The following is a 25,499-nucleotide window of genomic DNA, read 5'->3' as shown; positions in this document are numbered from 1 at the left end:
GATGATCGAACGCGGCCAGCGATGCCTTGGCGCCTTCGCCCACGGCGATGACGATCTGCTTGTACGGCACCGTGGTCACGTCACCGGCGGCGAACACGCCCGGGATGCTGGTCTGGCCCTTGGCGTCGACGATGATCTCGCCACGCGGCGACAGCTCGACCGTGCCCTTGAGCCAGTCGGTGTTGGGCAGCAGGCCGATCTGCACGAAGATGCCTTCCAGCGCCAGGTCATGCAGCGTGTCGCTGGTGCGGTCCTTGTAGCGCAGGCCGGTGACCTTCTCGCCATCGCCGACCACTTCGGTGGTCAGCGCGCTGGTGATCACCTTGACGTTCGCCAGGCTGTGCAGCTTGCGCTGCAGCACGGCATCGGCGCGCAGCTGGCTGTCGAACTCGATCAGGGTCACCTGGGCGACGATACCGGCCAGGTCGATGGCCGCTTCCACGCCGGAGTTGCCACCGCCGATCACCGCCACACGTTTGCCCTTGAACAGCGGGCCGTCGCAGTGCGGGCAGTAGGCCACGCCACGGGCACGGTATTGCTGCTCGCCCGGCACGTTCATTTCACGCCAGCGGGCGCCGGTGGCGAGGATCACGGTCTTGGCCTTGAGCGAGGCGCCACCGGCCAGGCGTACTTCGTGCAGGCCGCCATCGGTGGCCGGGACCAGCGCTTCGCCGCGCTGCAGGTTCATGATGTCGACGTCGTACTGCTTGACGTGCTCTTCCAGGGCCGTGGCCAGCTTCGGCCCTTCGGTCTCCTGCACCGAGATGAAGTTCTCGATCGCCAGGGTATCGAGCACCTGGCCGCCGAAGCGCTCGGCGGCGACACCGGTACGGATGCCCTTGCGCGCGGCGTAGATCGCGGCGGCGGCGCCCGCCGGGCCACCCCCGACCACCAGCACGTCGAAGGCGTCCTTGGCGTTGATCTTCTCGGCCTGGCGGGCGCCGGCATTGGTGTCGATCTTGCCGAGGATCTCTTCCAGGCCCATGCGGCCCTGGCCGAAGACTTCACCGTTCAGGTAGACGCTCGGCACCGCCATGATCTTGCGCGACTCGACTTCTTCCTGGAACAGCGCGCCGTCGATGGCGACGTGGCGCACATTGGGGTTGAGCACCGCCATCAGGTTCAGTGCCTGGACCACGTCCGGGCAGTTCTGGCACGACAGCGAGAAGTAGGTCTCGAAGGTGAACTCGCCTTCCAGCGCCTGGATCTGCTCGATCACTTCGGCACTGGCCTTGGAGGGGTGACCGCCGACCTGCAGCAGCGCCAGCACCAGGGAGGTGAATTCGTGGCCCATGGGGATGCCGGCGAAGCGCAGGCTGATATCGGACCCTGGGCGGTTCAGCGAGAACGAGGGACGACGGGCGTCGTTGCCGTCCGCGCTGAAGGTAATGAGGTTCGACAGGCCGGCGATTTCCACCAGCAGGTCGTGCAGTTCGCGGGACTTCGCGCCGTCGTCGAGGGAGGCAACGATCTCGATCGGCTGGGTGACCCGCTCCAGGTAGGTTTTCAGTTGCGATTTAAGCGTGGCGTCCAACATACGGGCGATTCCTTTTTTCAAAACTCGGATACAAAAACGCCCAGGCGAGATCGCCCGGGCGTTCTTACGGGGCGGTAACTTCTTCAGCTTTGGCGGCTGTCTACCGCCCGCGATTGGCGCATAACCGGATTTTCGTTCGAGAAGTGACTGCGCGGCGATCAGGCAAGGCGAAAACAGGCGAGGAACGGTCGGAGTCGCGCTCGACTTTGCTGGGTGCAAATGAGCATTCCGAGCCTGTTTTCAACGCAGCATGGTCGTCGCGCAGGCGCTTATCGGACGAAAATTAGATCTTGCCGACCAGGTCAAGGGACGGTGCCAGGGTGGCTTCGCCTTCTTTCCACTTGGCCGGGCAGACTTCGCCTGGGTGGGCGGCAACGTACTGGGCAGCCTTGACCTTGCGCAGCAGTTCGCTGGCGTCACGGCCTACACCGCCGTCGTTGATTTCGACGATCTTGATCTGACCTTCCGGGTTGATCACGAAGGTACCGCGATCGGCCAGGCCGGCTTCTTCGATCAGCACGTCGAAGTTGCGGGCGATGACGTGGGTCGGGTCACCGATCAGCGGGTACTTGATCTTGCCGATGGTGTCCGAGGTGTCATGCCAGGCTTTGTGGGTGAAGTGGGTGTCGGTGGACACACCGTAGATTTCCACGCCCAGCTTCTGGAACTCGGCGTAGTTGTCAGCGAGGTCGCCCAGCTCGGTCGGGCAGACGAAGGTGAAGTCGGCCGGGTAGAAGAACACGACAGACCACTTACCTTTCAGGTCGGCTTCGCTTACCTGGACGAATTCGCCATTGTGGTAGGCGGTGGCGTTGAACGGTTTGACCTGGCTGTTGATGATTGGCATGAGAGACGCTCCTTCATGGGTTGAAATCGGTTGACGGAGAGAATCCTAACCGCTGGTCCCGATGAAGGCTCATTGGCAAAGCTCATGCTGGTGATTGGTTTTGGCTATAAGGCGGGATTATTAATAGAAGGGATTGGGCTGAGCAAACGTGTGGGAGCGGGCTTGCCCGCGAACACGGGCGTAGCCCGTGCCATACACCGCAGTGTCATTTTCGCGGGCAAGCCCGCTCCCACAGAGACCGCGACGAGTCCAGATCAACGGGTCACGGTGCGCATGGTCACGAACTCTTCGGCGGCCGTCGGATGCACGCCTATGGTCTCGTCGAACTGCTGCTTGGTCGCACCCGCCTTCAGGGCAATCCCAAGCCCCTGGATGATCTCGCCAGCATCCGGTCCGACCATGTGGCAGCCCAGCACCTTGTCGGTGTCGGCATCGACCACCAGCTTCATCAGGGTCTTTTCCTGAATATCGGTCAGGGTCAGCTTCATCGCCCGGAAGCGGCTCTCGAAGATCTGCACCTTGTGCCCGGCGGCCAGCGCCTGCTCCTCGGTCAGGCCCACGGTGCCGATAGGCGGCTGACTGAACACCGCGGTCGGGATGTTCTGGTAGTCGACCGGGCGATACTGCTCGGGCTTGAACAGGCGCCGGGCCACGGCCATGCCTTCGGCCAGCGCCACGGGGGTAAGTTGCACACGGCCAATCACGTCACCAATGGCCAGCACCGACGGCTCGGTGGTCTGGTACTGCTCGTCGACGCGGATGAAGCCGCGCGGGTCCAGTTCGACCCCGGTGTTCTCCAGGCCCAGGTTGTCCAGCATCGGCCGGCGCCCGGTGGCGTAGAAGATGCAGTCGGCAACGAGCTCGCGACCGTCCTTGAGGGTGGCCTTCAGGCTGCCGTCGTCGAGCTTGTCGATGCGCTGGATATCGGCGTTGAACTGAAGGTTCATGCCGCGCTTCTCCAGCTCTTCCTTCAGGTGCGTGCGCACCGAACCGTCGAAGCCGCGCAGGAACAGGTCGCCACGGTAGAGCAACGAGGTATCGGCGCCCAGGCCCTGGAAGATCCCGGCGAACTCGACGGCGATGTAACCTCCCCCCACCACCAGCACCCGGCGCGGCAGGTCCTTGAGGTAGAACGCCTCGTTGGAGGTAATGGCCAGCTCCTTGCCTGGGATGTCCGGCACCTGCGGCCAGCCGCCAGTGGCGATCAGGATGTGTTCGGCGCTGTAGCGCTGGCCTTCGACTTCCACTTCGTGAGCGCCGGTCATGCGCGCATGCCCCTGCAGCAAAGTGACGCCGCTGTTGACCAGCAGGTTGCGGTAGATGCCGTTGAGACGCTCGATCTCGCGGTTCTTGTTGGCGATCAGGGTGCCCCAGTCGAAGTGGCCCTCCTCGAGGGTCCAGCCAAAGCCGGCGGCCTGCTCCAGCTCGTCGGCCACGTGGGCGCCGTACACCAGCAGTTTTTTCGGCACACATCCGACATTGACGCAGGTGCCCCCCAGGTAACGGCTTTCGGCCACCGCCACCTTGGCACCGAAACCGGCAGCGAAACGTGCCGCACGCACACCACCGGAACCCGCGCCAATCACGAACAGATCAAAATCGTAGGCCATGCAGTCAGTCTCCTAAGCAGGCGCCCAGCATAGCGCCGTTGGCGGCCCACCAAAAGCATTGGGGCCGCCCTGCGGCCCATCGCGGGCAAACCCGCGCCCACAGGGACCGTATGATCCTGTGGGAACGGGCTTGCCCGCGATGGGCCGCAAGGCGGCCCCGGTTCAGCTCGGCAGCGGCTTGTCAGTAGGCCTTGCCGGTCTTGTAGAAGTTCTCGAAGCAGAAGTTGGTCGCCTCGATGTAGCCTTCGGCACCGCCGCAGTCGAAGCGCTTGCCCTTGAACTTGTAGGCGATGACGTTGCCTTCGGCGGCCTGCTTCATCAGCGCGTCGGTGATCTGGATCTCACCGCCCTTGCCCGGCTCGGTCTGCTCGATCTTCTCGAAGATGTCCGGGGTCAGGATGTAGCGGCCGATGATCGCCAGGTTGGACGGCGCGTCTTCCGGCTTGGGCTTCTCGACCATGGCGTCCACGCGGAAGATACCGTCGCGGATTTCTTCACCGGCGATCACGCCGTACTTGTTGGTTTCCTGCGGATCGACCTCCTGGATGGCGACGATCGAGCAACGGTAGCGCTTGTACAGCTCGACCATCTGCGCGAGCACGCCTTCACCATCGAGGTTGACGCACAGGTCATCCGCCAGCACCACAGCGAAAGGCTCGTCACCGATCAGTGGACGACCGGTCAGGATCGCGTGGCCCAGGCCTTTCATTTCGGTCTGACGGGTGTAGGAGAACGAGCACTCGTCCAGCAAACGACGGATGCCGACCAGGTATTTCTCCTTGTCGGTGCCCTTGATCTGGTTTTCCAGCTCATAGCTGATGTCGAAGTGGTCTTCCAGGGCGCGCTTGCCGCGGCCGGTGACGATGGAGATCTCGTTCAGGCCGGCGTCCAGTGCCTCTTCAACGCCATACTGGATCAGTGGCTTGTTGACCACCGGCAGCATTTCCTTGGGCATGGCTTTGGTAGCGGGCAGGAAGCGGGTGCCGTAACCGGCTGCCGGGAACAAGCATTTCTTGATCATATACGTCCTTAACAAGGGCTTTGCGTACGAAATTCGGCGCAGTCTAATCAGGCGGCGATCACCTTACAATGCCCCCCGCGCTGGCCGATGCCATCATAGAGATATTCCAGTGTAGATAGTTCCGCCAAGGCGTGAACTTCAGGCGAACGGCAGCAGCATCGCGGGGCAAGTCGCATCGGCGCATCGCCGATGCGACTTGCCCCGCGATGATGTCAAATCAGCCGCCGATCCCCTGCCCGATCAGCACGCCATCGACCTTCTGCCCGTACAGGTTGACCCCGTCGTTGGCATGGAACTTCAGCCGGGTCTTCTCGATCGAGCCTTCGACCAGTCGCGGATCCTGGGGCCGCTCATGCCGATTGATCCAGGCCGCCACGTCCCAGGCCTGCTGGTCGCTCAGGCTGCCAGGCTTGCCCAGGGGCATGTTGTACTTGATGAACGAGGCCGCGGTGTTGATGCGGTGCATGCCGGCCCCCCAATTGTAGGAGTCCTTGCCCCACAGCGGCGGCATCACGTACTCCCCTGCCACTTTCTGCCCTTCGCCATCGTTGCCGTGGCAAAGCGCGCACTGCTGTTCATACACCTGCCGGCCACGCTTGAAGTCGTAGCCGTCCTTGGGCTTGGGCACTTCCGGATAACCACGCCCGGCAATCTCGACACCCGTGGGCGCCTGGGTCGACAACCAATAAGCGTACACGCTCAACGCCGTCATCTGCGGGCTGTCGGCGGCCGGTGGCTTGCCGTTCATGCTGAACGTGAAGCAGCCCTGGATGCGTTCGGCAAAGGTGTTGACCTTGTCGTTCTTCTTGCGATAGGCCGGATACATCGGATATGCGCCCCACAACGGCGCGGAATGGGCCATGCGCCCCTGGTCCAGGTGGCAGTTGCTGCAGTTCATGCCGTTGCCGACGGCCTCGGGCATCAGTCGGCGGGTATCGACGAACAGCGCGTGCCCTTCACGGACCATCTTGCCGAAGGCGTTGTCCGGAATCGCGCTTTCCGCGGGGGGGACGAACCGCGCCGCGGCGTCTGCGCTCGGAACCTTGAGCTGCGACTGATCTTCCATGGCGATGGGGGCGGCCTGGACCGTGCCCACGGCCAGCAACAGCAGGGCGGGAATCATCGGTTTCATGGCTTGACCTCCTGGCTGTCCGGGTGAGCGAAGTATTCAGCGACCGCCTTGACCTCGGCATCGGTCATCGCCTTGGCCACGTCGAGCATCAACTGGTTCGGGTCATTGCTGCGACTGCCGTCGCGCCAGGCATTGAGCTGCGCCACCAGATAGCCGGCAGGCTGCCCGGCCAGGGGCGGGAAGTGCTCGCCGACGCCGCTGCCGCCCGGGCCATGGCACTGCACGCAGCCGGGAATATTCCGGCTCCAGTCGCCATACAGCGCCAGGCGCGTCGCGGGATCGCCGGCAATCTGCTGGCGACGCAGGTCAGGCGCGGTATCGGCGGGCAAGTTGGCCAGGTAGGCGCTCACCGCCTCGATTTCCGCGTCGTCCAGCGCCTTGGCCAGCGGCTCCATCACCGCTTGCTTGCGGCTGCCGGCGCGAAAGTCATGCAACTGCTTGGCGAGATAGCCGGCGGGCAAGCCGGCAAGGCGAGGAAAGCCGGCAGCGGCGATGCCTTTGCCATCCGGCCCATGGCAGCCCAGACAGGCCATGGCGGCGGGGTTCTGCCCGCCCTGGTTGAAGACCTTCTGGCCGTCGGCAGCGTGCGCCGAGGGCCAGGCCAGGATCAGCAGGCTGCCGATCACGACACGACTCAAGGGATTCATCACGGAGACTCCATTTCCTTGTTATAAGCTTAGGCTCAAACGATATAAGCCCAGAAATACTAGGCCTATTCCCCGGCATGCGACAACGTGCCGCCGGGAAGGAAAATGGCATTTCGCCAGCTAATCGCCGATTAACTGCGCTGGATCAAGAACCGGAGATGCACTGGGTCGCCGAGGTGCGCACATCGCCCAGGCGCAGAGGGAAGTTGTTCAGCCGCTCGTACACCTTGATCGCGCTGCCGCTGCCACGCTTGTCGATATCCAGCAATGCCGCCGGGCCGACACCGGCAGTCAGCTTCTGCGGCACGATCAGGCGCAGCCCGTCGCCACGCACCTCTTCTTGCAGCGGATCACGGGTACCGGCCAGCTTGAGCTTCACGCAATCGGCATACTCGCGGGGCGTCTTGCCGGATATCACATCCATGGTTTCGTGAGACTGTTCCAATTCAGTCACGCTGACGCATCCGCCCAACGCCAGCACCACCGCCGTTACCACCCATTTCATGCACGCCATCTCCAGCTTCTTCAAAGTCATCCTCTGACCACATCCAGGCGGTTTTGCTCCCGCGCCTGGCAGAAATCTCCCTGACCGGGCCAGTCCGGGCGCAAGTGTAACCTCACATCGTGGTATCTTTCAGCGTTTGCAGAACCAATCCTTGCGGAGCCCCCCATGAAATTCGTACACCAGCGCGAGCATCTGAACGAGGACGATATCGTCGTCATCGAATGCTCCCAGCGCTGCAACATCCGCCTGATGAACGACGCCAACTTCCGCAGTTTCAAGAATGGCGGACGGCACACCTACCACGGCGGCCACTTCGAGCGGTTCCCCGCGAAGATCACCGTGCCCAGCAGCGGCTTCTGGAACATCACCATCGACACCGTGAGCGCGCGCCCGATCTCGGTGACACGCAAGCCCACCTTCACCCACAAGATCAAGATCATTCGCCGCTCGTCGTCGAAACTCGGATAAGCGCATGACCCAGACCCTCAAATACGTGATCAAGTACAAACTCGATGGCCAGCGCCGCTGGGACTTCGCCCTGATGCCCGATGCCTCCCTGGAGCAAGCCCGGCAGGCCCTGCGCCAGATCCATGGCGACGACGCCGACAAGATCAGCGACATCCAGGTCAGCAAGGCCCTGTAACGACGCCCGATCCGCCGCACTCAAGGAGTCGCCCATGAGCACCTGGCAAGACCGCCGCATCCTCGATCTGCTGGGCATCGAGCTGCCCATCCTCCAGGCGCCCATGGCCGGGGCCAGCGCGTCGGCCATGGCCATCGCCGTCGGTAATGCCGGTGGCCTGGGCGCCCTGCCCTGCGCCATGCTCAGCGTCGAGCAGGCGCGCGACGAGATCGAAACATTCCGCGGCGCCTGCCGGGGCCCGCTCAACCTGAACTTCTTCTGCCACCAGACGCCGGCCCCCGACCCCGAGCGCGATGCGCGCTGGAAAGCGCTCCTCAAACCTTACTACGAGGAAGTGGGGGCCGATTACCACGCGCCGTCGCCGATCTCCAATCGCGCGCCTTTCGACGAACAGAGCTGCCGACTGGTCGAGGAGCTGCGCCCAGAGGTGGTCAGCTTCCACTTTGGCCTGCCAGCGGCCGAATTGCTGGCACGGGTCAAGGCGACAGGCGCCAGGGTGCTGTCCAGCGCCACCACGGTGGAAGAAGCGCTCTGGCTGGAACGACGCGGTTGCGACGCGATCATCGCCATGGGCTATGAGGCCGGCGGCCACCGCGGCATGTTCCTCAGCAACGACATCACCAGCCAGATTGGCACCTTCGCGCTGGTGCCGCAGATCGTCGACGCCGTGAAAGTCCCGGTGATCGCCGCCGGCGGCATCGCCGATCATCGTGGCCTGGTGGCCGCGCTGGCCTTGGGGGCCTCAGCGGTGCAGATCGGCACCGCCTACCTGTTCTGTCCCGAGGCCAAGGTTTCTCCGGCCCATCGCCGCGCCCTCGACAATGCGTCCGCCAGCGATACCGCACTGACCAACCTGTTCACCGGACGCCCGGCGCGCGGCATCAACAATCGCATCATGCGCGAGCTGGGGCCCATGAACGACCTGGCGCCACGCTTCCCCCTGGCCGGGGGTGCGCTGATGCCCCTGCGGGCAATCACCGATACACAGGGCAACAGCGACTTCAGCAACCTGTGGGCCGGCCAGGCACTGCGCCTGGGGCGACACATGCCTGCCGGCGAGCTGACCCAGGCCATTGCGGGCCTGGGAGCACAAAACTGACTCCCTGATCAGGAAATAGTTTCGACAGACCTTCCCGACGGATGGCGTATCGCTATATATTCAGCGACATAACGAAAACCCCGCCGTCCCTTAGGAGCCGTTCGCATGCGTACTCGCCTCTCCCACCTGGCCTTCAGCGCCCTGGCCACCCTGATTTGCGTCAACGGCGCCCTGGCCGATGAGGTCCAGGTTGCCGTGGCCGCCAACTTCACTGCCCCGATCCAGGCCATCGCCAAGGACTTCGAGAAAGACACCGGCCACAAGCTGGTCGCCGCCTACGGCGCCACCGGCCAGTTCTACGCGCAGATCAAGAACGGCGCGCCGTTCGAAGTGTTCCTCGCCGCCGACGACACCACCCCGGCCAAGCTCGAACAGGAAAAAGAGACCGTTGCCGGCTCGCGCTTCACCTACGCCATCGGCACCCTCGCCCTGTGGTCGGCCAAGCCGGGCTACGTCGACGCCAAGGGTGAGGTCCTGAAGAACAACGACTTCAAGCACCTGTCGATTGCCAACCCCAAGGCCGCGCCCTACGGCCTGGCCGCCACCCAGGTGCTGGACAAGCTGAAGCTGACCGAAGCCACCAAGGCCAAGATCGTCGAAGGCCAGAACATCACCCAGGCCTTCCAGTTCGTCTCCACCGGCAATGCCGAGCTGGGCTTCGTCGCCTTGTCGCAGATCTACAAGGACGGCAAGGTCAGCGAAGGCTCGGCCTGGATCGTGCCCGCCGAGCTGCATGACCCGATCCGCCAGGATGCGGTCATTCTCAACAAGGGCAAGGACAACCCGGCCGCCAAGGCCCTGGTCGACTATCTCAAAGGCCCGAAGGCCGCTGCGGTGATCAAGTCCTACGGCTATGAAATCTGATGCCGCTCGACGCCAGTGACCTGGGTGCCATCTGGCTGACCATCAAGCTGGCCAGCCTGACCACCGCGATCCTCCTGGTGCTGGGCACGCCCATCGCCTGGTGGCTCGCGCGCACCCGCTCCTGGCTGCGCGGGCCGATCGGCGCGGTGGTGGCGCTGCCTCTGGTGCTGCCACCAACGGTGATCGGCTTCTACCTGCTGCTGGCCCTCGGCCCCCACGGCTGGATCGGCCAGGCCACCCAGGCCCTGGGCCTGGGCAGCGTGGTGTTCAGCTTCACCGGGCTGGTGATCGGCTCGGTGGTGTACTCCATGCCGTTCGTGGTGCAGCCACTGCAAAACGCCTTCGGCGCCATCGGCCAGCGCCCGCTGGAGGTGGCCGCGACGCTGCGCGCCAGCCCCTGGGACACCTTCGTCCATGTGGTGCTGCCGCTGGCCCGCCCGGGTTTCATTACCGCCAGCATCCTCGGCTTCGCCCACACCGTGGGCGAATTCGGCGTGGTGCTGATGATCGGCGGCAACATTCCCGACAAGACCCGCGTGGTCTCGGTGCAGATCTTCGATCACGTCGAAGCCATGGAATACGCCCAGGCCCACTGGCTGGCCGGGGCCATGCTGGTGTTCTCCTTCCTGGTGCTGCTGATGCTCTACGCCGGCCGCCGTGGCAAGGCAGGCTGGAGCTGAGATGAGTGCATCGATACAAGCGCGCCTGATGCTGGCGCGCGACGACTTCACCCTGGATGTCGACCTGAACCTGCCTGGCCGCGGCATCAGCGCGCTGTTCGGCCATTCCGGCTCGGGCAAGACTTCCTGCCTGCGCTGCCTGGCCGGGCTGGAGCGCGCCGCCAGCGCCTACATCGAGGTCAACGGCGAAATCTGGGAAGACAGCCAGCGCGGGCATTTCCTCCCCCCACACAAGCGCCCGGTGGGCTATGTGTTCCAGGAGGCCAGCCTCTTCCCGCATCTGTCCGTGCGCGGCAACCTCGAGTTCGGCTGGCGCCGTATCGCCCCTGCCGAGCGCAAGATCAGCCAAGACCAGGCCTGCCAGCTGCTGGGCATCGGCCACCTGCTGGCGCGCAAGCCAGGCACGCTGTCCGGCGGCGAAGCCCAGCGGGTCGGCATCGCCCGGGCGCTGCTCAGCAGTCCGCGCCTGTTGCTGATGGACGAACCCCTGGCAGCGCTGGACAGCGCACGCAAACGAGAAATCCTGCCCTACCTGGAACGCCTGCACGATGAGCTGGACATCCCGCTCATCTATGTCAGCCATGCCCAGGACGAAGTGGCGCGCCTGGCCGACCACCTGGTGCTGCTGGAGCACGGCAAGGCCGTGGCCAGCGGGCCGATCGGCCAGACCTTGGCCCGCCTCGACCTGTCCCTGGCCCAGGGCGAGGATGCCGGGGTGGTGCTCGAAGGCGTAGTGGTCGGCCACGACCCGCACTATGAACTGTTCGACTTGCGCCTGCCCGGCAGCGAAGGCCAGTTGCTGCGCATCGCCCACCCGGCGTTGCATGTCGGCAGCACCCTACGGCTCAAGGTCCACGCCCGTGATGTCAGCCTCGCGCTGGATGCCCATGCGCCCTCGAGCATCCTCAACCGCTTGCCGGTACGCGTGCGCGAGTGCCGCCCGGCGGACAACCCCGCCCATGTACTGGTCAGCCTGGACGCGTCCGGCAGCGGACTGCTGGCACGCATCACCCGCTACTCGGCGGACCAGCTCGGTGTGCAACCCGGCCAGCGGCTGTGGGCGCAGATCAAGTCGGTAGCCTTGCTCGGTTGAGCCGCCGAGCCAGCGCCACGGCAATCGGGGGGCGCTGGGACTGCGGCAATTCCTGCAGGCAGCGTGGCAGCCAGACGATCATTGAGCACGACTATTTACTTCATCGCGCACAGAAATTTCCCATATGACGCCAAGCCCCCTATCCTTGCCACCGAGCACCTCCGCCGACGGGTATCCCCGCATGCCCATCGGCTCCTGCGACTGAAGACCGGCAACAGAATTTGTCCGCCGGGGAATTACTATCCGCCGAAAGCGTCTTTAATGAGAAGGAAGAGGGACAGGCTCCCACCACTGGGCGAATCGCCCCGTGGTTTTCTATATCACCAAGGAGAACTACATGCTGATACTCACCCGCAAGGTTGGCGAAAGCATCGTCATCGACGATGACATCAAAGTCACCATTCTGGGCGTCAAGGGGATGCAAGTGAGGATCGGCATCGATGCACCGAAGGATGTCCAGGTGCACCGTGAAGAGATCTACAAGCGCATCCAGGCCGGCAGCCCGGCCCCGGAGAAAGACAACGAACAACATTGAAGCGATCCGCATCATGCCGCACGGATGCGCCTGATCGATTGCCCGCCCGTGCGGGGTGCCCCTCCCGACGCTTCAGGTGCCCAGCAGCTCGCGCACCTTGGCGATCATCTGCTCCATGTCGAAGGGTTTGTCGAACACCGCCGCGAACCTCCCGGGGCTGGCGCGAGCCTGGCTGGCCTGGGCGGCGCTCATGAGGATCACCGGCAGGTCCGCCAGTTGCAGCTCGCCACGAATGGCCTCGAGCAGCTCCTCGCCATTGAGCAGCGGCATCATGTAGTCGGTAATCACCAGGTCCACCCGCTTCTCTTTGAGCGCCTCGAGGGCCTTGCGCCCGTTGCTGGCCTTTTCCACCAGGAACCCCTCATCCTCCAGGGCGAAACCGAGGATATCGGCGATCAGGTACTCGTCATCGACGATCAGAATGCTGTTCATCGCGTTATCCCATCAGCGATCTCCCGCCGAGGTCGCTGAACCACTGAGCACGCCACTGGCCCCCTCGAACACCCGCTCCAGGCTGATACCGTCAGCCCCCAGGATCAGCGACTGCAAGGATGGGTCGTGATCGCTGTCGCGGACCTTGACGATCGACAACGCACGGTGCAGCTGCGCCTCCAGTTCGGCGAAACGCATCAGGATCAGATTGTCCACGATGCTCGACAGATCCGGCGCGGGCGCGGTGATTTCCGCGCCGAAGATGTCACGCATCTCCCACGTCAGCAGGACCGTGACACCGCGTGCGCGCAACTCGCCGGTCAAGGCGCGGAAAAAGGCGTTCAGCCGGGCCGGATCCAACGCCAGGCGACCGAAGGCGCCCAGGCTGTCGATCACCACGCGCGTGGCACCCATCGCCTCGACCTGCGCCAGCAAGCGAGCGCCGACCTGGTCCAGCAGGCCTTCGGTGGTCGGCTGCCAGCTCAGTTGCACCGCGCCGCTGCGCTCCAGTTCCGCCAGGTCGTAACCCAGCGCCGCGGCCTTCAGCCGCAAGCGCGCCGGCGTTTCATAGAAACCGCAATGCAGGCCGCGTTCGGTCGCGCTCGAAGCGGCCAGGAAAGCGATGCCCAGTGCGGTCTTGCCCACCCCGGAGGGCCCCATCAACAGGCTCACCGATGCCTCGGCCAGGCCACCACCGAGCATCCTGTCCAGATCGTCCACCCCGGTCGTCACGCGATCGAGCGTTTGCGAGCCAGGCCCGCTGGGGCGACTGTAAAGCGACTCCAGCCGTGGAAACACCTGCAACCCGGTCTCGTTGATCAGGCACTCGTGGCAGCCGGAAAGCGCGCCGCTGCCGCGCGTCTTGCGCAGTTGGACATGGCGCACGGCGACACTGCCGACCATGTGCTCGCTCAGTTCGATGACACCATCGACCATGGTGTGTTCGGGGCTGCCCTCTTCCAGGCGCGCACTGGTCAGCAGCAGCACGGTGCAGCCGGCGAAAGCGGCATGCCCTTGCAGCTCGGAGACGAACTTCTTGGTGTCGAGGGTGGTTTCCGCCCGCGAGCGGGCATTGAGCAAGCCGTCGACGATGAGCAGGGTGGCCTGCTGCCGGGCGATCTCCTGGCGCAACAGCCTCACCACCGCGTCCAGCCCATCCTGTTCCAGGGTGTCGAAGGCGCTGACGAACTGGATCGCATCGCCCATCAGCGCCGGGTCGAAGAACGTCAGCGTCGACAGGTACTGAAACAACCGCTCATGGGACTCGCTGAGCAATGTGGCCACCAGCACTCGTCCACCATCGCGCACATGATTGCAGGCCAGTTGGTTGGCCAGGATGGTCTTGCCCGATCCGGGATGGCCCTGGACGATATAGGACGCGCCAACGACCAGTCCGCCCTTGAGCAGCGCGTCGAGCCCTTCGATACCCGTGGGCAGCCGCTTGAGTTGTTCTACCATCGCCTTCTACCCATCGCTCGAAAGTTGATCAGGGCCAAGACTCACGGGCAAATACAGGCTCATGCAGGTGCCCTCCCCAGGCTGGCTGTCGACATGGATCGCGCCCCTGCTCTGCCTGGCGAAGCCGTAGGCCTGGCTCAGGCCCAGGCCAGTGCCCTTGCCGAATGCCTTGGTGGTGAAAAACGGCTCGAAGATGCGTGGCAACACCTGTGGGTCGATGCCCTGACCATCGTCCCGCACTTCGAAGCGCACGAAGTGCCCATGCAGTCCTTCCACCTCCCCGGCCAGCTGAACACAGTCGACCAGCAGGCGAATATGGCCGGTATTCTCGATCGCGTCCCGGGCGTTGAACATCAGATTGAGCAGGACCATCTGCAGTTGCCCGGCGTCCACTTCGATCATCGGCAGGTTGGCCTGCACCTGCTGATCCAGTTCGATGTCGCGCGGCAAGGCGTGCTCCATCAGGGCACGCGTGGACTCGACCACCTGGGCCGGAGCGATACAGGCAACGCTCAGCTGCCGATGGCGGGCGAAGCTGAGCAGCTGCTGGGTGAGCTGCGTGCCCCGCTGACCCGCATCGAGGATATGCTCGAGCAGGCGCTGGGTGCGTGCCGGGTCCGCGCTGCCAATCGCCAGGCGCGCCGAACTGAGGATGATGGTCAGCAGATTGTTGAAGTCATGGGCCAGGCCACCGGTCAGTTGCCCCAGAGCCTCGAGCTTCTGCGCCTGGAACAGTTGCGCGCGCATGGCATCCATCTGCAGCGCGGACTCACGGCGATCGGTGATATCACGGGTGACCTTGGCCAGACCGATGATCTGCCCCTGCTCGTCACGGATCACATCCAACGCCGCCAAGGCCCAGAACTGCGTGCCATCCTTGCGCACCCGCCACCCCTCGTCCTGAGCGACACCCCGCGTCAGTGCCTGCTGCAGCAGGCGTTCGGGGCGACCTTCGGCGCGGTCGTGGTCGGTGAAGAACAGCGAGAAATGCCGGCCGATCACCTCATCGGCGCGATAGCCCTTGATTCGTTCGGCGCCGGCGTTCCACGACACCACATGCCCCGCAGGGTCGAGCATGTAGATGGCATAGTCCACCACCGCCTGGACCAACTGTTCATAGCGGGCCTCGGGCATCAGCGAGTGGGCCGGTCGGGTCACTGAAGCCATGCGCACTCCACAGGCACCGAGAAAGGACATAACTGAGCGTAGCCAAAGTACCACCCGTGCGCGGCGTCATGCGACGATCGTCAGCGGTGGCGCTCCACGACCGACGGCGTGAGCCGCCGCGGCATCGCCACCTTCAGCAGCCACAGCCCTACCAGCAGGACCAGCACGCCGCCCCCCAGCGCCAGGTATCGCCGCGGATGCTGCGGGTCGAGCCCCAGCATCAGCAGGTAGCCGCCCAGGCTCATGAAACCGACATAGAGAAATGCCGCCAGCAGGCAGACCTGCAAGAACAGCAGCCGCCAGAACAGTTTGGGGCGCACGGTTCGCTCTGTAGGGGTGGAACCTGGAGAACGCGAAGACATGGTGACGTGCCAAGTTGGATCCAAAACACGCACAGTGGCGCAATGGCGGCAACCTGTCAATTGACCTATAGTGGCGCGCCTCGATCACTCCAAGGACGCGACATGACATCGAACTTCCGCATGCAAGGGCTGCAGGACGACCTGATGCGCACCGCCACGGAACTCGATGCGTTGTGCCAGACACTGGAGGGACACGCCATGTACCTGCGCCACTCGATCCACCACGCCGACGCTCGAGCCATGGATGGGCATACCGGAGAGTTGCGCCACAGCGCCAGCGAAATGCGCGGTATCGCCCGCGGCATCGCGCCCTGAACCCTTCGCCCGGTTGACGCTTCTATAACAATGGGTTATAAAGCGCGCCTGATCGCCTACCCCTTCTGTCCATGAAGCGCGGTAGCCGAACGTGCGAGTGTGGTGGAATTGGTATACACAGCAGACTTAAAATCTGTCGGCGTGAGCCTTGCGGGTTCGAGTCCCGCCACTCGCACCACTCCCTGTCAATGAGAAGGCGCCCGCGAGGCGCCTTTTTCATGCTCTCCAGCAATCCTCCAGGCAACTGCTAGAGTGGACGTTGTCCATTTCCACCGGAGCGTAGCCATGCGCTATACCCTGCTCGAAGGTCAACGCGACATCATCCTCCTGCTCGCCCGTATCCTGCTGATGATCCTGTTCGTGCTGTCTGGCTGGAGCAAACTGACCGGCTTCGAAGGCACGGTCGGCTACATGACGTCACTGGGCGCCCCGGTACCGATGCTTGCCGCAGCGGTCGCGGTGTTCATGGAGTTCGTGGTCGCCATCTTGCTGATCCTGGGCTTCTACACCCGCCCACTGGCCCTGCTGTTCGCCTTGTTCGTGCTCGGGACCGCCCTGCTGGGCCACCCGTTCTGGAACATGGTCGAACCAGAGCGCAGCGCCAACATGACCCAGTTCCTGAAGAACCTGAGCATCATCGGCGGGCTGCTCCTGCTGGCCCTGACAGGCGCCGGGCGCTTCTCCCTCGATCGCCGCTGACCTCGCAAGGCACGGCGGCCACGGGTCAGTCGTCGAGGTCGTCGTGCCAGGCTGGATGATCGTCATCGTCGAAATCATCCATCGATGCTTCATCTTCCTCGACATCGTCCAGCGCGCCGTAGGCGTCCGCTTCCGGGTCGAAACCCTCATGAAATTCAGGGTCCAGCAGGTGGTCGTGTTCAGGTTCGGGCAGATCGTCTTCGTCGTGCATGGCAGCCTCCGGTCGCTACGAGCCCGCCTGTATAGGCCGATCGGTGCGCAGGGTCAATCTCCAGGATGGTTAACCTTGGCTTAACCGACACGGCGCACGCTACGCACTCTCCCTTCAAAAACGCACTTGCCCGCCACCCTGGCGGGCTTTTTTTTTGCGCGCCCGACGGCGCCGGATCACGACATTCGACTTATACCGTGGCCGGCAGCAGACCGATGAAAAATTCAGTTACGGATATTCACGCCCTCTGAAGGCGCGCTTCACGAAATTCTGACATTCACGCAGGCAGACTGAACAGGCTTCGATACGTTCTGTTCAACCCGCCCACGTGGCGGGTTTTCTTTTTCCGCCTGGCTGGCGTTCGGGCGACTGGCCCGACAACGATCAGATCGCACGCAGCGGAACATCCCCGCCCCCACCCTTGCCATCGCGGCGCTCGTTCATCCAGTCATTGACCTTCTGCCCGAACTCCGCCGGCGCCTTGCGCCCGAACCGTCGTGCCAGATCGAGAATGGTCTGCTGCGCCAGCGCCTCCTCCATGCGCTTCTGCGCGCCCAGCATCACCGCATGGATGGCACAGGTGCCCTCGGTCGCCCAGCCCGGCGCCGAGCCCTCGAATACCACGCAACGTTCGCGAATCTCCCGGCAGTCGAAGATCTTCTTCGGCCCGTCGATAGCCGTGACGATATCCAGCACCGAGATCTCGTCGGAAGGCCGCGCCAGGCGAAAACCACCGCGCACCCCTTCGGTGGCCACCACCAGCCCGGCACGCGCCAGCTTGGTGAAGACCTTGGCCAGGTACTCCTGGGGCACGCCCTGCAACTCGGCCAGGTCGCGCACGCTGGACTCCCGGCTGTCACCACGCTCATCGACCAGGAACAACAGACAGTGGATGCCGTACTCGACGCCGGCACTGTAAAGCGACATGTCAATCTCCGACTAATTTTGTCGCAAATAGTACGCCCTTCATGAACGACAGGCAAAGCCCATCGGCACCGTTCGTCATCTCCTTCTCACCCTTAAACCTCAGGAATCATGGCGTTTCACGGCACAAGGCAGCGCTGCCCGAAGTGCGCCCCTGGAAAAAAACACTTGCCGACCTAAACTACGATCAATACAGTCGTAGTTATCCGACAGGCACTCAGTACCTCGTCGAAGATCCATCCCCTATCTCACGGAGCATCTGCATGACCTCTCACATCCTCATCATCGGTGCCGGCTTCTCTGGTGTCTGGAGCGCCCTGAGCGCCGCCCGCCTGCTCGACCAGGCGCAACGTGACGACGTGCGCATCAGCGTGCTGGCCCCGCAGGCGCAACTGCGCATCCGCCCGCGCTTCTATGAAGCGGACGTGCAGCGCATGCAGGCCTCGGTGGGCGACTTGTTCAAGGTCACGGGCGTGAACTTCATCCAGGGCAACGCCAAGACCATCGACAGCGCGACCCGCCAGGTCGGCTACATCGATGCTGACGGTCAGCCTCGGCTGATCGGCTACGACCGCCTGGTTCTCGCCGCCGGCAGTCAGGTGGCACGCCCCGCGGTGCCGGGCCTGGCCGAGCACACCTTCGATGTCGACCAGATGGAGTCAGCGGTGCGCCTGGAGCAGCACCTGGTCGGTCTCGCCGCCCTGCCCGCTTCGCCCGCGCGAAATACCGTGGTGGTTTGCGGTGGCGGGTTCACCGGCATCGAGACCGCCACCGAGCTGCCTGCTCGCCTGAATGCCGTCCTCGGCCAAGGGCAGGCCCGCGTGATCCTGGTCGACCGTGGCCAGCACATCGGCGCCGCACTGGGCGCCGGCATCACCCCGTCGATCATCGCCGCCTCGGAGAAAGCGGGTGTGCAGTGGCTCACTGGCACCTCGGTCGTCGCGGTCGACGCAGGTGGCGTAACCCTCGACAACGGCGAATACATCGCCAGCAAGACGGTGATCTGGACCGTGGGCGTGAAGGCCAGTCCACTGACCGCGCAGGTGGACGGCGAACGTGACGGTCTGGGCCGCCTGCGGGTCGACGACCACCTCAAGGTGATCGGCCAGGACCATATCTACGCCACGGGCGACGTGGCCTGGGCCGCCGTCGACGAACTGGGCAACCACGCCCTGATGACCTGCCAGCACGCTATTCCCATGGGGCGCCACTCGGGCAACAACGCCATGGCCGACCTGCTGGGCATCGCGCCGGTGGTGTACCGCCAGCCCAAGTACGTCACCTGCCTCGACCTGGGCGAATGGGGCGCGGCGTACAGCGAAGGCTGGGAGCGTGAACTGAAACTGCAGGGCCAGGAGGGCAAGGCGCTCAAGCAACAGATCAACTCGGTGTGGATCTACCCACCGGCCGCCGACCGCGCCCAGGCCCTGGCAGCCGCCGACCCGGCCATCGCCATCGTCTGAGTACCTGAACGACAGGCCCGACACTCAAGTGAAGGGCCTTTTTAGCCTGAGCACGACCTTTGACGGATTGTCAATAATGATATCATTATGGCATCATTCGAGATAAACAACATGAATCGTAAGGAAATAACTTCCCTCCCGGCGCCTTGAGAGCAAGACCAGCCGAGCCCGGCCAAACCGCGCTCTTGACGCCTTCCAGCCACTGTCAAGGAGCGTCCCATGCAGTTACGGAACATGAAGATCGGCATTCGCGCAGCGGGCATGTTCGCCTTGCTCGGCGTACTGGTCCTGGCCATGGGCCTGATCGCCCTCTACGAAACCCGTAGGATGGACAGCGCCACCAACGAAATTCGAGTCAACTGGATGCCTGCGGTGATCGCCCTTGGCGAGGTCAGCAGCAACCTCGGCCGGGCACGCGCCCTCACCCTGCGCAGCGCGCTCGAGGACAGCAGCGGCGCACGCCACGCCACCCTGGAACGGATCGAGCAGGTCAACCAACAGCTGCAAGGCGACCTCAAAGCCTACGAAGGCACCATTGCCGCCGCCGAGGATCGCGCCCTGTTCGACGCGTTCGTCAGGCTGAGCGACCGCTACCACACCCTGCAAAAGTCCATCCGCGAGGCCGCCGGCAATGAACGGCTGGACGAAGCCAAGCGCTTGATCAATGGCCCACTGGCCGAATATGCCGACAGCATGATGAGCGCCCTCGCCGCACTGATCGACTACAACAAGCAAGAAGCCGAGAAAGCCTCGCTGCGCAGCAGTGCCGCGTCGCAGAGTGCGCTGACCCTGATCATCGGCGCCCTGGCCGTGATCCTGCTTGCCCTGGTGGCCATCGCCACCCTGCTGACCCGCAGCATCGTCGTACCGTTGGCCGAAGCCGTGGCAGTCGCCGAGCGAGTGGCCAGTGGCGACCTCACCCACGACATCGTGATCGTCGGGCGCGACGAGCCGGCCCAACTGCTGCGGGCCTTGAGCCGCATGCAACAGAGCCTGCGCGACACCATCCGCAAGATCGCCGCCTCGTCCGACCAACTGGCCTCGGCTTCGGAAGAGCTACATACCGTCACCGAGGACACCAGCCGTGGCCTGCACCAGCAGAGCGCCGAGATCGACCAGGCCGCCACCGCCGTCAACCAGATGACCGTCGCGGTGGAAGAAGTCGCCAACAACGCCGTGAGCACCGCCGACGCCTCCAGGGGCGCCGACCAGACGACCCGCGACGGCCGCGACCAGGTCAACCAGGCCTTGACCTCGATCCAGTATCTGGTCGAGGACGTCACCGGCACCGCCCACGAAATCGAACAGCTGGCCAGCAGCGCCAACGAGATCAGCCGGGTACTCGATGTGATCGGCTCGATCGCCGGGCAGACCAATCTGCTGGCACTGAACGCCGCCATCGAGGCGGCCCGCGCCGGCGAAGCCGGGCGTGGCTTTGCCGTGGTCGCCGATGAGGTCCGAGCGCTGGCCCACCGGACCCAGCAATCCACGGCGGAAATCGAACAGATGATCGGCGGGATCCAGACCGGCACCGAGCGTGCGGTCAATGCGATGCACAGCAGCCAGGGCCGGGCCGGCGGCACGCTGGAAGTGGCACAGTCCGCCGGCCAGGCCCTGGAACTGATCGCCGAAGCCATCGCCTCGATCAACCAGCGCAACCTGGTGATCGCCAGCGCCTCGGAACAGCAGGCCCAGGTGGCCCGGGAGGTGGACCGCAACCTGGTGAACATCCGCGACCTGGCGACGCAGACCTCGGCCGGCGCCAACCAGACCAGCGCGGCGGCGCAGGACCTTTCGCGCCTGGCGGTGGAGTTGAACACGATGGTGGCGCAGTTCAAGGTGTAACGCGCCGACAGCGCAAGGGCGGCCCCGTCACACTGCCGGGGTCAGGAGCGGGCCATGCCCACCATGCCCTTGCGCCGCCGTGCCAGGCAGGCATGGCCCAGCCACAGCATGCCCGCCAGCAACGCGGCGAACAACGCGACAACCATCTGGCTGTAACGCGCCAGCAGTGCCGGGAACCCCGTCACCTCGCGGTACACTTGGATGTCGGCACCGCCATCCTCGGAGCGAATGCTGATTCCGCCCTGGCGAATCTGCGAATAGTCGTTGTCGAAATACACCCAGACCTTGCTCTCGCTCATCCCGTCGATGCCGGGGATGTCGACGAGATTGGTGGGCGCCTGGATCAGCGTGTCATTGCCGGCCGCGTCGCGCACCTGCACCAGCCCCCTCGCCGGCAAGCGGACCTGCACCGCCTTGACCGGTTCCGACGCCGGGTTGGCGAGCTCGATCAACAGGCCGGTGCGATGATCCACCAATCCGGCCTCGAACGGCCTGGCGAACAGCTGCAGGTATGGCGCCTGGGCCAGTTCCACCAGTTTGTCAATCTGCGCATGATCGAGCGCGCCAGCGCCGATGTCGCTGATACGGGCATGCAAACGCTCGTATTTGAGCAGGTCGTTGCTCTGGCTGACCCGCTCGTTGAATTGGCCGGGGTAAGTGAGGTGGGCGTAGGTCAGGCGCGCCTGCAGACGCCGGTCATCGCCCAGCGCGGCATGGAGCATGGCCGCGACGGCAGCGATGAGCAGCAGGCCCACGAGCAATTTACCGACTTTTTCCCAGCTCACCTTGAGGGTTCCTTGTTGTGCGGTGTTGACGATGCGACATGGCTGGCAAAGGGTGCCAAGAAGCCGACGTCAAGGCAAGGTGCGAAACGCCCGCGACAGCAATCGAGCGGCGCTGACTCGCCCTGGATACTGGGGCGCGGCTTGCTCAGCGGCAGGATCAGCCGCGTGCCAGCAGTCCCGGTACCGCCACCGTCAGCATCGCCACGCCCGAGAGCGTCAGCAGGCTCAGCACGATGCGACGAAAAGCCAGCTCGCTGATCCCCAGGTACAATCGCGTCCCCAGCACAGTCGGCAGCAGCATCGCCAGTGCCACCACGGCAAACGAAGGCAGCAGCGCCCGGGTGACCAGACCACTGCCCAGGTAGGTGAGCATGGTCACCGCCAGCATCGACAGGTTGAAGTTCTGGATCACCGCCCGCTGCGTGTCGCGCTCGAAACCGCGCAAGGTACACCAAAGCGTAGGCACCGTACCGGTGAAGCCGCCAATGCCACCCAGCACGCCGCCGACCATGCCCACCGCGCCGTCCGCCAGGCGCCCACCCTGCAGGCGCGGCAAACGCGGCGCCAGCAGCATCAGCGGGCACCACACCACCAGCAAGGTGCCGAACACCGCCTTGAACCACAACATGTCGAGGTACGGCAGGACCCAGACACCCAGTGGAATCCCCGCCAGGCCGCCCAGCACGAAGGGCCACAGCAAGGTCCAACTGAAGCCCCTGCGCACGCTCAATACAGCGATCAACTGACCAGTGAGGCTGCCGAACACCGTCAGCACCGCCGCCACGCGAGGCTCCAGCCCCCACGCCCAGAACGACATCGCCACCATGCCGAAGGCAAAGCCGGACAAGCCCTGGACGAAACCGGCGACGACAGCGCCGAGGGCGATGAGATAGAGCGGGTCCATAGGGGCTCCCTGCAAAGGACGGTGGATGATTGCACGGCATGCTCGCAACAATGGCCGATCGTGCGCGGATTTGCATCTGCCGCCTGCAACTTGTCCGGTTCGGACCATGACCCCGGTAGCAGCGCACGCCCCGCGGGCTTGACCAGCCGTATCGGCGCCCCCATGCTCGGACGCTCGAGGCCGGCCGTGACCGACGGCGCCCTCCATCCAATGCCAACGGCAGGCCCCCGCCCTTGCAATAGCGGATACCCACGCAATGACGCTCCTCTACCTCAAGCTCATCGTCACCCCGCTGCTGATGTGGGCCATCTCCCTCGCTTCGCGCCGCTGGGGCGGCCTGCTGGGCGGACTGCTGTCCGGGCTACCGATCACCTCGGCACTGGTGATGACCTTCCTGAGCCTGGAACAGGGCCCCGGCTTCGCCCTCGGCGCGGTACCCGGCGCGCTCGGCGGCCTGGCGGCGGTGCAGGCGACCTACACCTTCTACCTGTTCGCCACGCGCAGGATCGGCATCGGCCCGGCGGTACCGCTGGCGGTGCTGTTCTACGGTGCGGCGGCCTATGCCTTCACCCATTGGGGCGGGCTGTACCTGTCGATCGCCGTGGCACTGCTGCTGATCGCTGTGCTGATCCACGCCAGCGGCCGCGAACCCAGGCCCGACACGCTCGCCCGCCCCCGGCATCGCTATTGGGAGATCCCGCTGCGCATGGTTTCGGCCACCACCTTGCTGATGGTCACCACCAGCCTGGCCAGCTGGTTGGGGCCAGCCACCAGCGGGATGCTGGCGCCGATCCCGGTGATCGCCTGGCCGCTGGTGGTGTTTGCCCATGTGCAGGGTGGCCGCGCCGGGATGGCGGCGATGGTGCGCGGCAATGCCATTGGCGCGGTAGGGGTGATTGCGTTCTACCTGACGATGGCGGGTCTGCTCGAGCGTCTGGGGATTGCCATGGCCATCGGCCTGGCGATGGCGGTGGCCGTGCTGCTGACCGTTGCCCTGGCCGCTGCCCTGCGTCGCGCACCGGCAAACTGATCAGCGCAACCCTGTGAATCCGCCCCTCGATGAAAACAGCAGCGCTACACGCAACAGCCGCTTTCGATCGCTCGAAAGCGGCTGTTGTCGTTCAAACGATGCTCAACCGTCACCCCGCTCTTTGCCGGCCGGCAGCTGCCCATCGATCATGGCCTTGGCCATACCGCTGAGGTAGTACGTCGCCCGTAGCAGCGTCTGCGCCTCCACCGGCCTGCTCAACGCCTGCTGCGTCAGCCCGGTGATGACACCGAGGATCACCGATGTTTCCTGCAACACCTGTCCTGGCGGCAAACCTGGTACCACCTGCACCCAGTCGCGTATCGGGCTGCGCCTGGTGCGCCCGACCAGGCTGATGATCTTCAGCTCCCCGCAGCCCTTGCCTTGCTCGTCCCTGTCCATGATCCGCCCCCTTGAAAAAGAAAGAGCTCGCCGCGCATCACCTCCAGAACCCCCGAACCAAACCGCGCGATCCCTGCACGGCGCTCTGCCCAGAAGCTCGGTCGACCCCGGATGGCGAAACACGACGAGCAGGGCGAGACTAAAGCGCCCACTACACCACCACAACGGTCGGTCAGGAGGAAAAAGCCCCTTTAGGAAATGGACTACACGAACAGAGGAAGAAAAGGAGTAGGACCTACGAAATCGATCTGCACTAACGACGGCAAACAGGCTAATGTCTGTCAGTCGTAGAAAAAGGCGCTGCTCGGCAGCCCATCGCGGCCAACCCCGCTTTCACACGTACAGCCATCGTCATGCCCAGAACGAGCAAAGTCACCGATCCGTCCTACGAACTGATGGACGACCACGAAGGCCACTCGCTGATCTACCGTCAGCACGGCTTCCCCAGCCCGCTGGTGCGCTGGCACTTTCACAAGGAATACGAGCTGCACCTGATCGTCGCCAGCGCCGGCAAGGTGTTCATCGGCGACTACATCGGCAACTTCGCCCCCGACACGCTGTTTCTCACCGGCCCTAACCTGCCGCACAACTGGATCAGCCAGGTCGGCCCCGACGAAGTGGTAGGCAAGCGCGACATGCTGGTCAACTTCACCGACGAGGTGCTTGAAGACGGCAGCCAAGTGTTCTCCGAGCTCACCCAGCTCGCCCCGCTGCTGGCCCGGGCGCGCTACGGCATCGAGTTCCGCGACCCGGCGCTGATCCGCGAGAGCCGCCACCTGCTGCAACGCATCGCCGACAGCCGCGGCATGACCCGCCTGGGATACTTTTTTATCCTCATGGAACAGCTGGCCGCCTGTGACGACTACCAGCTGCTGTCCACCGTCACCTCCTCGCAGTTGGCCGACGAGCACAACGTCGAGCGCATCAACCGGGCGGTGGACTACATCTTCCAGCACTACGCCCAGGACCTGAGCCAGAACGAAGTGGCCGAGCACCTGGGGATGACGCCCACCTACTTCTCGCGGTTCTTCAAGCAGGCCGCCGGGCGTGGCTTCGTCGAGTTCGTCAACCGGCTGCGGGTGAGCAAGTCGTGCGAGCTGCTGGCCAAGGGCGAGCTGCCGGTGACCGAGGTGTGCTTCGAGTCGGGGTTCAGCAACCTGTCGAACTTCAACCGGCGCTTTTTGCAGCTCAAGGGCATGACCCCCTCCGACTATCGCAGCCTGGTGACCCAGCGGCTGACCGAGCAGAACCGCGCCTGAACGTCATACGCAATCTCCTGTAGGAGCGGCCTT

The 25,499-nt window shown here is 64.3% G+C and carries 29 protein-coding genes and 1 tRNA gene; 14 read left to right on the top strand and 16 right to left on the bottom strand.

Annotated features, from left to right (window positions below; translation table 11 throughout):
• From ahpF to N5D48_RS18570, 7 genes are all read right to left on the bottom strand, one after another.
• Positions 1 to 1,537, bottom strand: a 1,537-nt coding sequence (gene ahpF / locus N5D48_RS18600) for an alkyl hydroperoxide reductase subunit F (RefSeq protein ID WP_279887035.1), incomplete at its 3' end; no start/stop codon positions are given.
• A gap of 283 nt (positions 1,538 to 1,820) precedes the next feature.
• On the bottom strand, positions 1,821 to 2,384 hold the full coding sequence (ahpC, locus tag N5D48_RS18595) for an alkyl hydroperoxide reductase subunit C (RefSeq protein ID WP_279807573.1): 564 nt from the start codon (positions 2,382 to 2,384) through the stop codon (positions 1,821 to 1,823).
• A gap of 254 nt (positions 2,385 to 2,638) precedes the next feature.
• Positions 2,639 to 3,994, bottom strand: a complete 1,356-nt coding sequence (gorA, locus tag N5D48_RS18590) for a glutathione-disulfide reductase (protein WP_279887033.1) — start codon at positions 3,992 to 3,994, stop codon at positions 2,639 to 2,641.
• 181 nt (positions 3,995 to 4,175) lie between these two features.
• Positions 4,176 to 5,015, bottom strand: coding sequence for a UTP--glucose-1-phosphate uridylyltransferase GalU (gene galU, locus N5D48_RS18585; RefSeq protein ID WP_279887031.1), 840 nt, complete (start codon positions 5,013 to 5,015; stop codon positions 4,176 to 4,178).
• Between the two features lie 217 nt (positions 5,016 to 5,232).
• A complete protein-coding gene (locus tag N5D48_RS18580) occupies positions 5,233 to 6,147 on the bottom strand; it encodes a c-type cytochrome (protein WP_279887030.1) in 915 nt (304 codons plus the stop codon).
• Entirely contained in the window at positions 6,144 to 6,794 is a 651-nt protein-coding gene (locus N5D48_RS18575; protein ID WP_279887029.1) for a c-type cytochrome, read from the bottom strand. The genes N5D48_RS18580 and N5D48_RS18575 overlap by 4 nt, the downstream gene beginning before the upstream one ends.
• Before the next feature lie 145 nt (positions 6,795 to 6,939).
• On the bottom strand, positions 6,940 to 7,299 hold the full coding sequence (locus N5D48_RS18570) for a hypothetical protein (protein WP_279887028.1): 360 nt from the start codon (positions 7,297 to 7,299) through the stop codon (positions 6,940 to 6,942).
• 165 nt (positions 7,300 to 7,464) lie between these two features.
• Here N5D48_RS18570 and N5D48_RS18565 point away from each other — a divergent pair, with 165 nt between their 5' ends.
• The 7 genes from N5D48_RS18565 (at position 7,465) to csrA (ending at position 12,213) form a co-directional block, all read left to right on the top strand.
• Positions 7,465 to 7,767, top strand: a complete 303-nt coding sequence (locus N5D48_RS18565) for a DUF1883 domain-containing protein (RefSeq protein ID WP_279887027.1) — start codon at positions 7,465 to 7,467, stop codon at positions 7,765 to 7,767.
• Between the two features lie 4 nt (positions 7,768 to 7,771).
• Positions 7,772 to 7,942 (top strand): hypothetical protein, encoded by a 171-nt coding sequence (locus N5D48_RS18560; protein ID WP_279887025.1) that lies wholly within the window; start codon positions 7,772 to 7,774, stop codon positions 7,940 to 7,942.
• Positions 7,943 to 7,976: 34 nt separating this feature from the next.
• Entirely contained in the window at positions 7,977 to 9,041 is a 1,065-nt protein-coding gene (locus tag N5D48_RS18555) for a nitronate monooxygenase (RefSeq protein ID WP_279887023.1), read from the top strand.
• A 105-nt stretch (positions 9,042 to 9,146) separates the two neighbouring features.
• The gene (modA, locus tag N5D48_RS18550; protein WP_279887022.1) at positions 9,147 to 9,905 is read left to right on the top strand and encodes a molybdate ABC transporter substrate-binding protein; all 759 of its coding nucleotides are present in this window, start codon (positions 9,147 to 9,149) and stop codon (positions 9,903 to 9,905) included.
• Positions 9,905 to 10,585, top strand: coding sequence for a molybdate ABC transporter permease subunit (modB, locus tag N5D48_RS18545; RefSeq protein ID WP_186661628.1), 681 nt, complete (start codon positions 9,905 to 9,907; stop codon positions 10,583 to 10,585). The genes modA and modB overlap by 1 nt, the downstream gene beginning before the upstream one ends.
• A 1-nt stretch (position 10,586) precedes the next feature.
• Complete coding sequence (gene modC / locus N5D48_RS18540) at positions 10,587 to 11,678, top strand: molybdenum ABC transporter ATP-binding protein (protein WP_279887020.1); 1,092 nt, start codon at positions 10,587 to 10,589, stop codon at positions 11,676 to 11,678.
• A 337-nt stretch (positions 11,679 to 12,015) separates the two neighbouring features.
• The gene (csrA, locus tag N5D48_RS18535; protein WP_279807587.1) at positions 12,016 to 12,213 is read left to right on the top strand and encodes a carbon storage regulator CsrA; all 198 of its coding nucleotides are present in this window, start codon (positions 12,016 to 12,018) and stop codon (positions 12,211 to 12,213) included.
• 72 nt (positions 12,214 to 12,285) lie between these two features.
• Here the strand turns inward: csrA and N5D48_RS18530 are convergent, their stop codons facing one another.
• The 4 genes from N5D48_RS18530 to N5D48_RS18515 all read right to left on the bottom strand — a co-directional run bounded on the left by N5D48_RS18530 (position 12,286) and on the right by N5D48_RS18515 (position 15,632).
• Complete coding sequence (locus tag N5D48_RS18530) at positions 12,286 to 12,645, bottom strand: response regulator (RefSeq protein WP_279887019.1); 360 nt, start codon at positions 12,643 to 12,645, stop codon at positions 12,286 to 12,288.
• 12 nt (positions 12,646 to 12,657) lie between these two features.
• Entirely contained in the window at positions 12,658 to 14,103 is a 1,446-nt protein-coding gene (locus N5D48_RS18525) for an ATPase domain-containing protein (RefSeq protein ID WP_279887018.1), read from the bottom strand.
• A 6-nt stretch (positions 14,104 to 14,109) separates the two neighbouring features.
• On the bottom strand, positions 14,110 to 15,270 hold the full coding sequence (locus tag N5D48_RS18520; protein ID WP_279887017.1) for a PAS domain S-box protein: 1,161 nt from the start codon (positions 15,268 to 15,270) through the stop codon (positions 14,110 to 14,112).
• A gap of 80 nt (positions 15,271 to 15,350) precedes the next feature.
• The gene (locus tag N5D48_RS18515) at positions 15,351 to 15,632 is read right to left on the bottom strand and encodes a hypothetical protein (protein ID WP_279887015.1); all 282 of its coding nucleotides are present in this window, start codon (positions 15,630 to 15,632) and stop codon (positions 15,351 to 15,353) included.
• Between the two features lie 102 nt (positions 15,633 to 15,734).
• On the opposite strand from N5D48_RS18515, the gene N5D48_RS18510 reads away from it, so the two are divergent.
• From N5D48_RS18510 to N5D48_RS18500, 3 genes are all read left to right on the top strand, one after another.
• The gene (locus tag N5D48_RS18510; protein WP_279887014.1) at positions 15,735 to 15,947 is read left to right on the top strand and encodes a hypothetical protein; all 213 of its coding nucleotides are present in this window, start codon (positions 15,735 to 15,737) and stop codon (positions 15,945 to 15,947) included.
• 93 nt (positions 15,948 to 16,040) lie between these two features.
• Positions 16,041 to 16,125: transfer RNA gene (locus tag N5D48_RS18505), tRNA-Leu, on the top strand.
• A gap of 107 nt (positions 16,126 to 16,232) precedes the next feature.
• Positions 16,233 to 16,646, top strand: a complete 414-nt coding sequence (locus tag N5D48_RS18500; RefSeq protein ID WP_279887013.1) for a DoxX family protein — start codon at positions 16,233 to 16,235, stop codon at positions 16,644 to 16,646.
• A gap of 25 nt (positions 16,647 to 16,671) precedes the next feature.
• Here the strand turns inward: N5D48_RS18500 and N5D48_RS18495 are convergent, their stop codons facing one another.
• Entirely contained in the window at positions 16,672 to 16,857 is a 186-nt protein-coding gene (locus N5D48_RS18495; protein WP_279887011.1) for a hypothetical protein, read from the bottom strand.
• Positions 16,858 to 17,241: 384 nt separating this feature from the next.
• Positions 17,242 to 17,784: an Rrf2 family transcriptional regulator gene (locus N5D48_RS18490; protein ID WP_279887010.1), complete on the bottom strand. Its 543-nt coding sequence runs from the start codon at positions 17,782 to 17,784 to the stop codon at positions 17,242 to 17,244.
• A gap of 260 nt (positions 17,785 to 18,044) precedes the next feature.
• Between N5D48_RS18490 and N5D48_RS18485 the strand changes: the two genes are divergently transcribed.
• On the top strand, positions 18,045 to 19,244 hold the full coding sequence (locus tag N5D48_RS18485) for an FAD-dependent oxidoreductase (RefSeq protein ID WP_279887009.1): 1,200 nt from the start codon (positions 18,045 to 18,047) through the stop codon (positions 19,242 to 19,244).
• Between the two features lie 219 nt (positions 19,245 to 19,463).
• Positions 19,464 to 21,089 (top strand): methyl-accepting chemotaxis protein, encoded by a 1,626-nt coding sequence (locus tag N5D48_RS18480; protein WP_279887008.1) that lies wholly within the window; start codon positions 19,464 to 19,466, stop codon positions 21,087 to 21,089.
• A 41-nt stretch (positions 21,090 to 21,130) separates the two neighbouring features.
• Here N5D48_RS18480 and N5D48_RS18475 read toward each other — a convergent pair whose 3' ends face one another.
• The gene (locus N5D48_RS18475) at positions 21,131 to 21,874 is read right to left on the bottom strand and encodes a hypothetical protein (RefSeq protein ID WP_279887007.1); all 744 of its coding nucleotides are present in this window, start codon (positions 21,872 to 21,874) and stop codon (positions 21,131 to 21,133) included.
• A 157-nt stretch (positions 21,875 to 22,031) separates the two neighbouring features.
• Complete coding sequence (locus tag N5D48_RS18470) at positions 22,032 to 22,778, bottom strand: sulfite exporter TauE/SafE family protein (protein ID WP_279887006.1); 747 nt, start codon at positions 22,776 to 22,778, stop codon at positions 22,032 to 22,034.
• A gap of 256 nt (positions 22,779 to 23,034) precedes the next feature.
• Between N5D48_RS18470 and N5D48_RS18465 the strand changes: the two genes are divergently transcribed.
• Complete coding sequence (locus tag N5D48_RS18465) at positions 23,035 to 23,808, top strand: hypothetical protein (protein WP_279887004.1); 774 nt, start codon at positions 23,035 to 23,037, stop codon at positions 23,806 to 23,808.
• Between the two features lie 102 nt (positions 23,809 to 23,910).
• Here the strand turns inward: N5D48_RS18465 and N5D48_RS18460 are convergent, their stop codons facing one another.
• Positions 23,911 to 24,207, bottom strand: a complete 297-nt coding sequence (locus N5D48_RS18460; RefSeq protein ID WP_279887003.1) for a DUF3077 domain-containing protein — start codon at positions 24,205 to 24,207, stop codon at positions 23,911 to 23,913.
• Positions 24,208 to 24,560: 353 nt separating this feature from the next.
• Here N5D48_RS18460 and N5D48_RS18455 point away from each other — a divergent pair, with 353 nt between their 5' ends.
• Positions 24,561 to 25,466 (top strand): AraC family transcriptional regulator, encoded by a 906-nt coding sequence (locus tag N5D48_RS18455; protein ID WP_279887001.1) that lies wholly within the window; start codon positions 24,561 to 24,563, stop codon positions 25,464 to 25,466.
• The last annotated feature ends 33 nt before the right edge of the window (positions 25,467 to 25,499 follow it).

This window comes from Pseudomonas sp. GD03858, assembly GCF_029840925.1.
Taxonomy (GTDB): domain Bacteria; phylum Pseudomonadota; class Gammaproteobacteria; order Pseudomonadales; family Pseudomonadaceae; genus Aquipseudomonas.
This window is presented reverse-complemented; position numbering and strand designations above follow the sequence as displayed.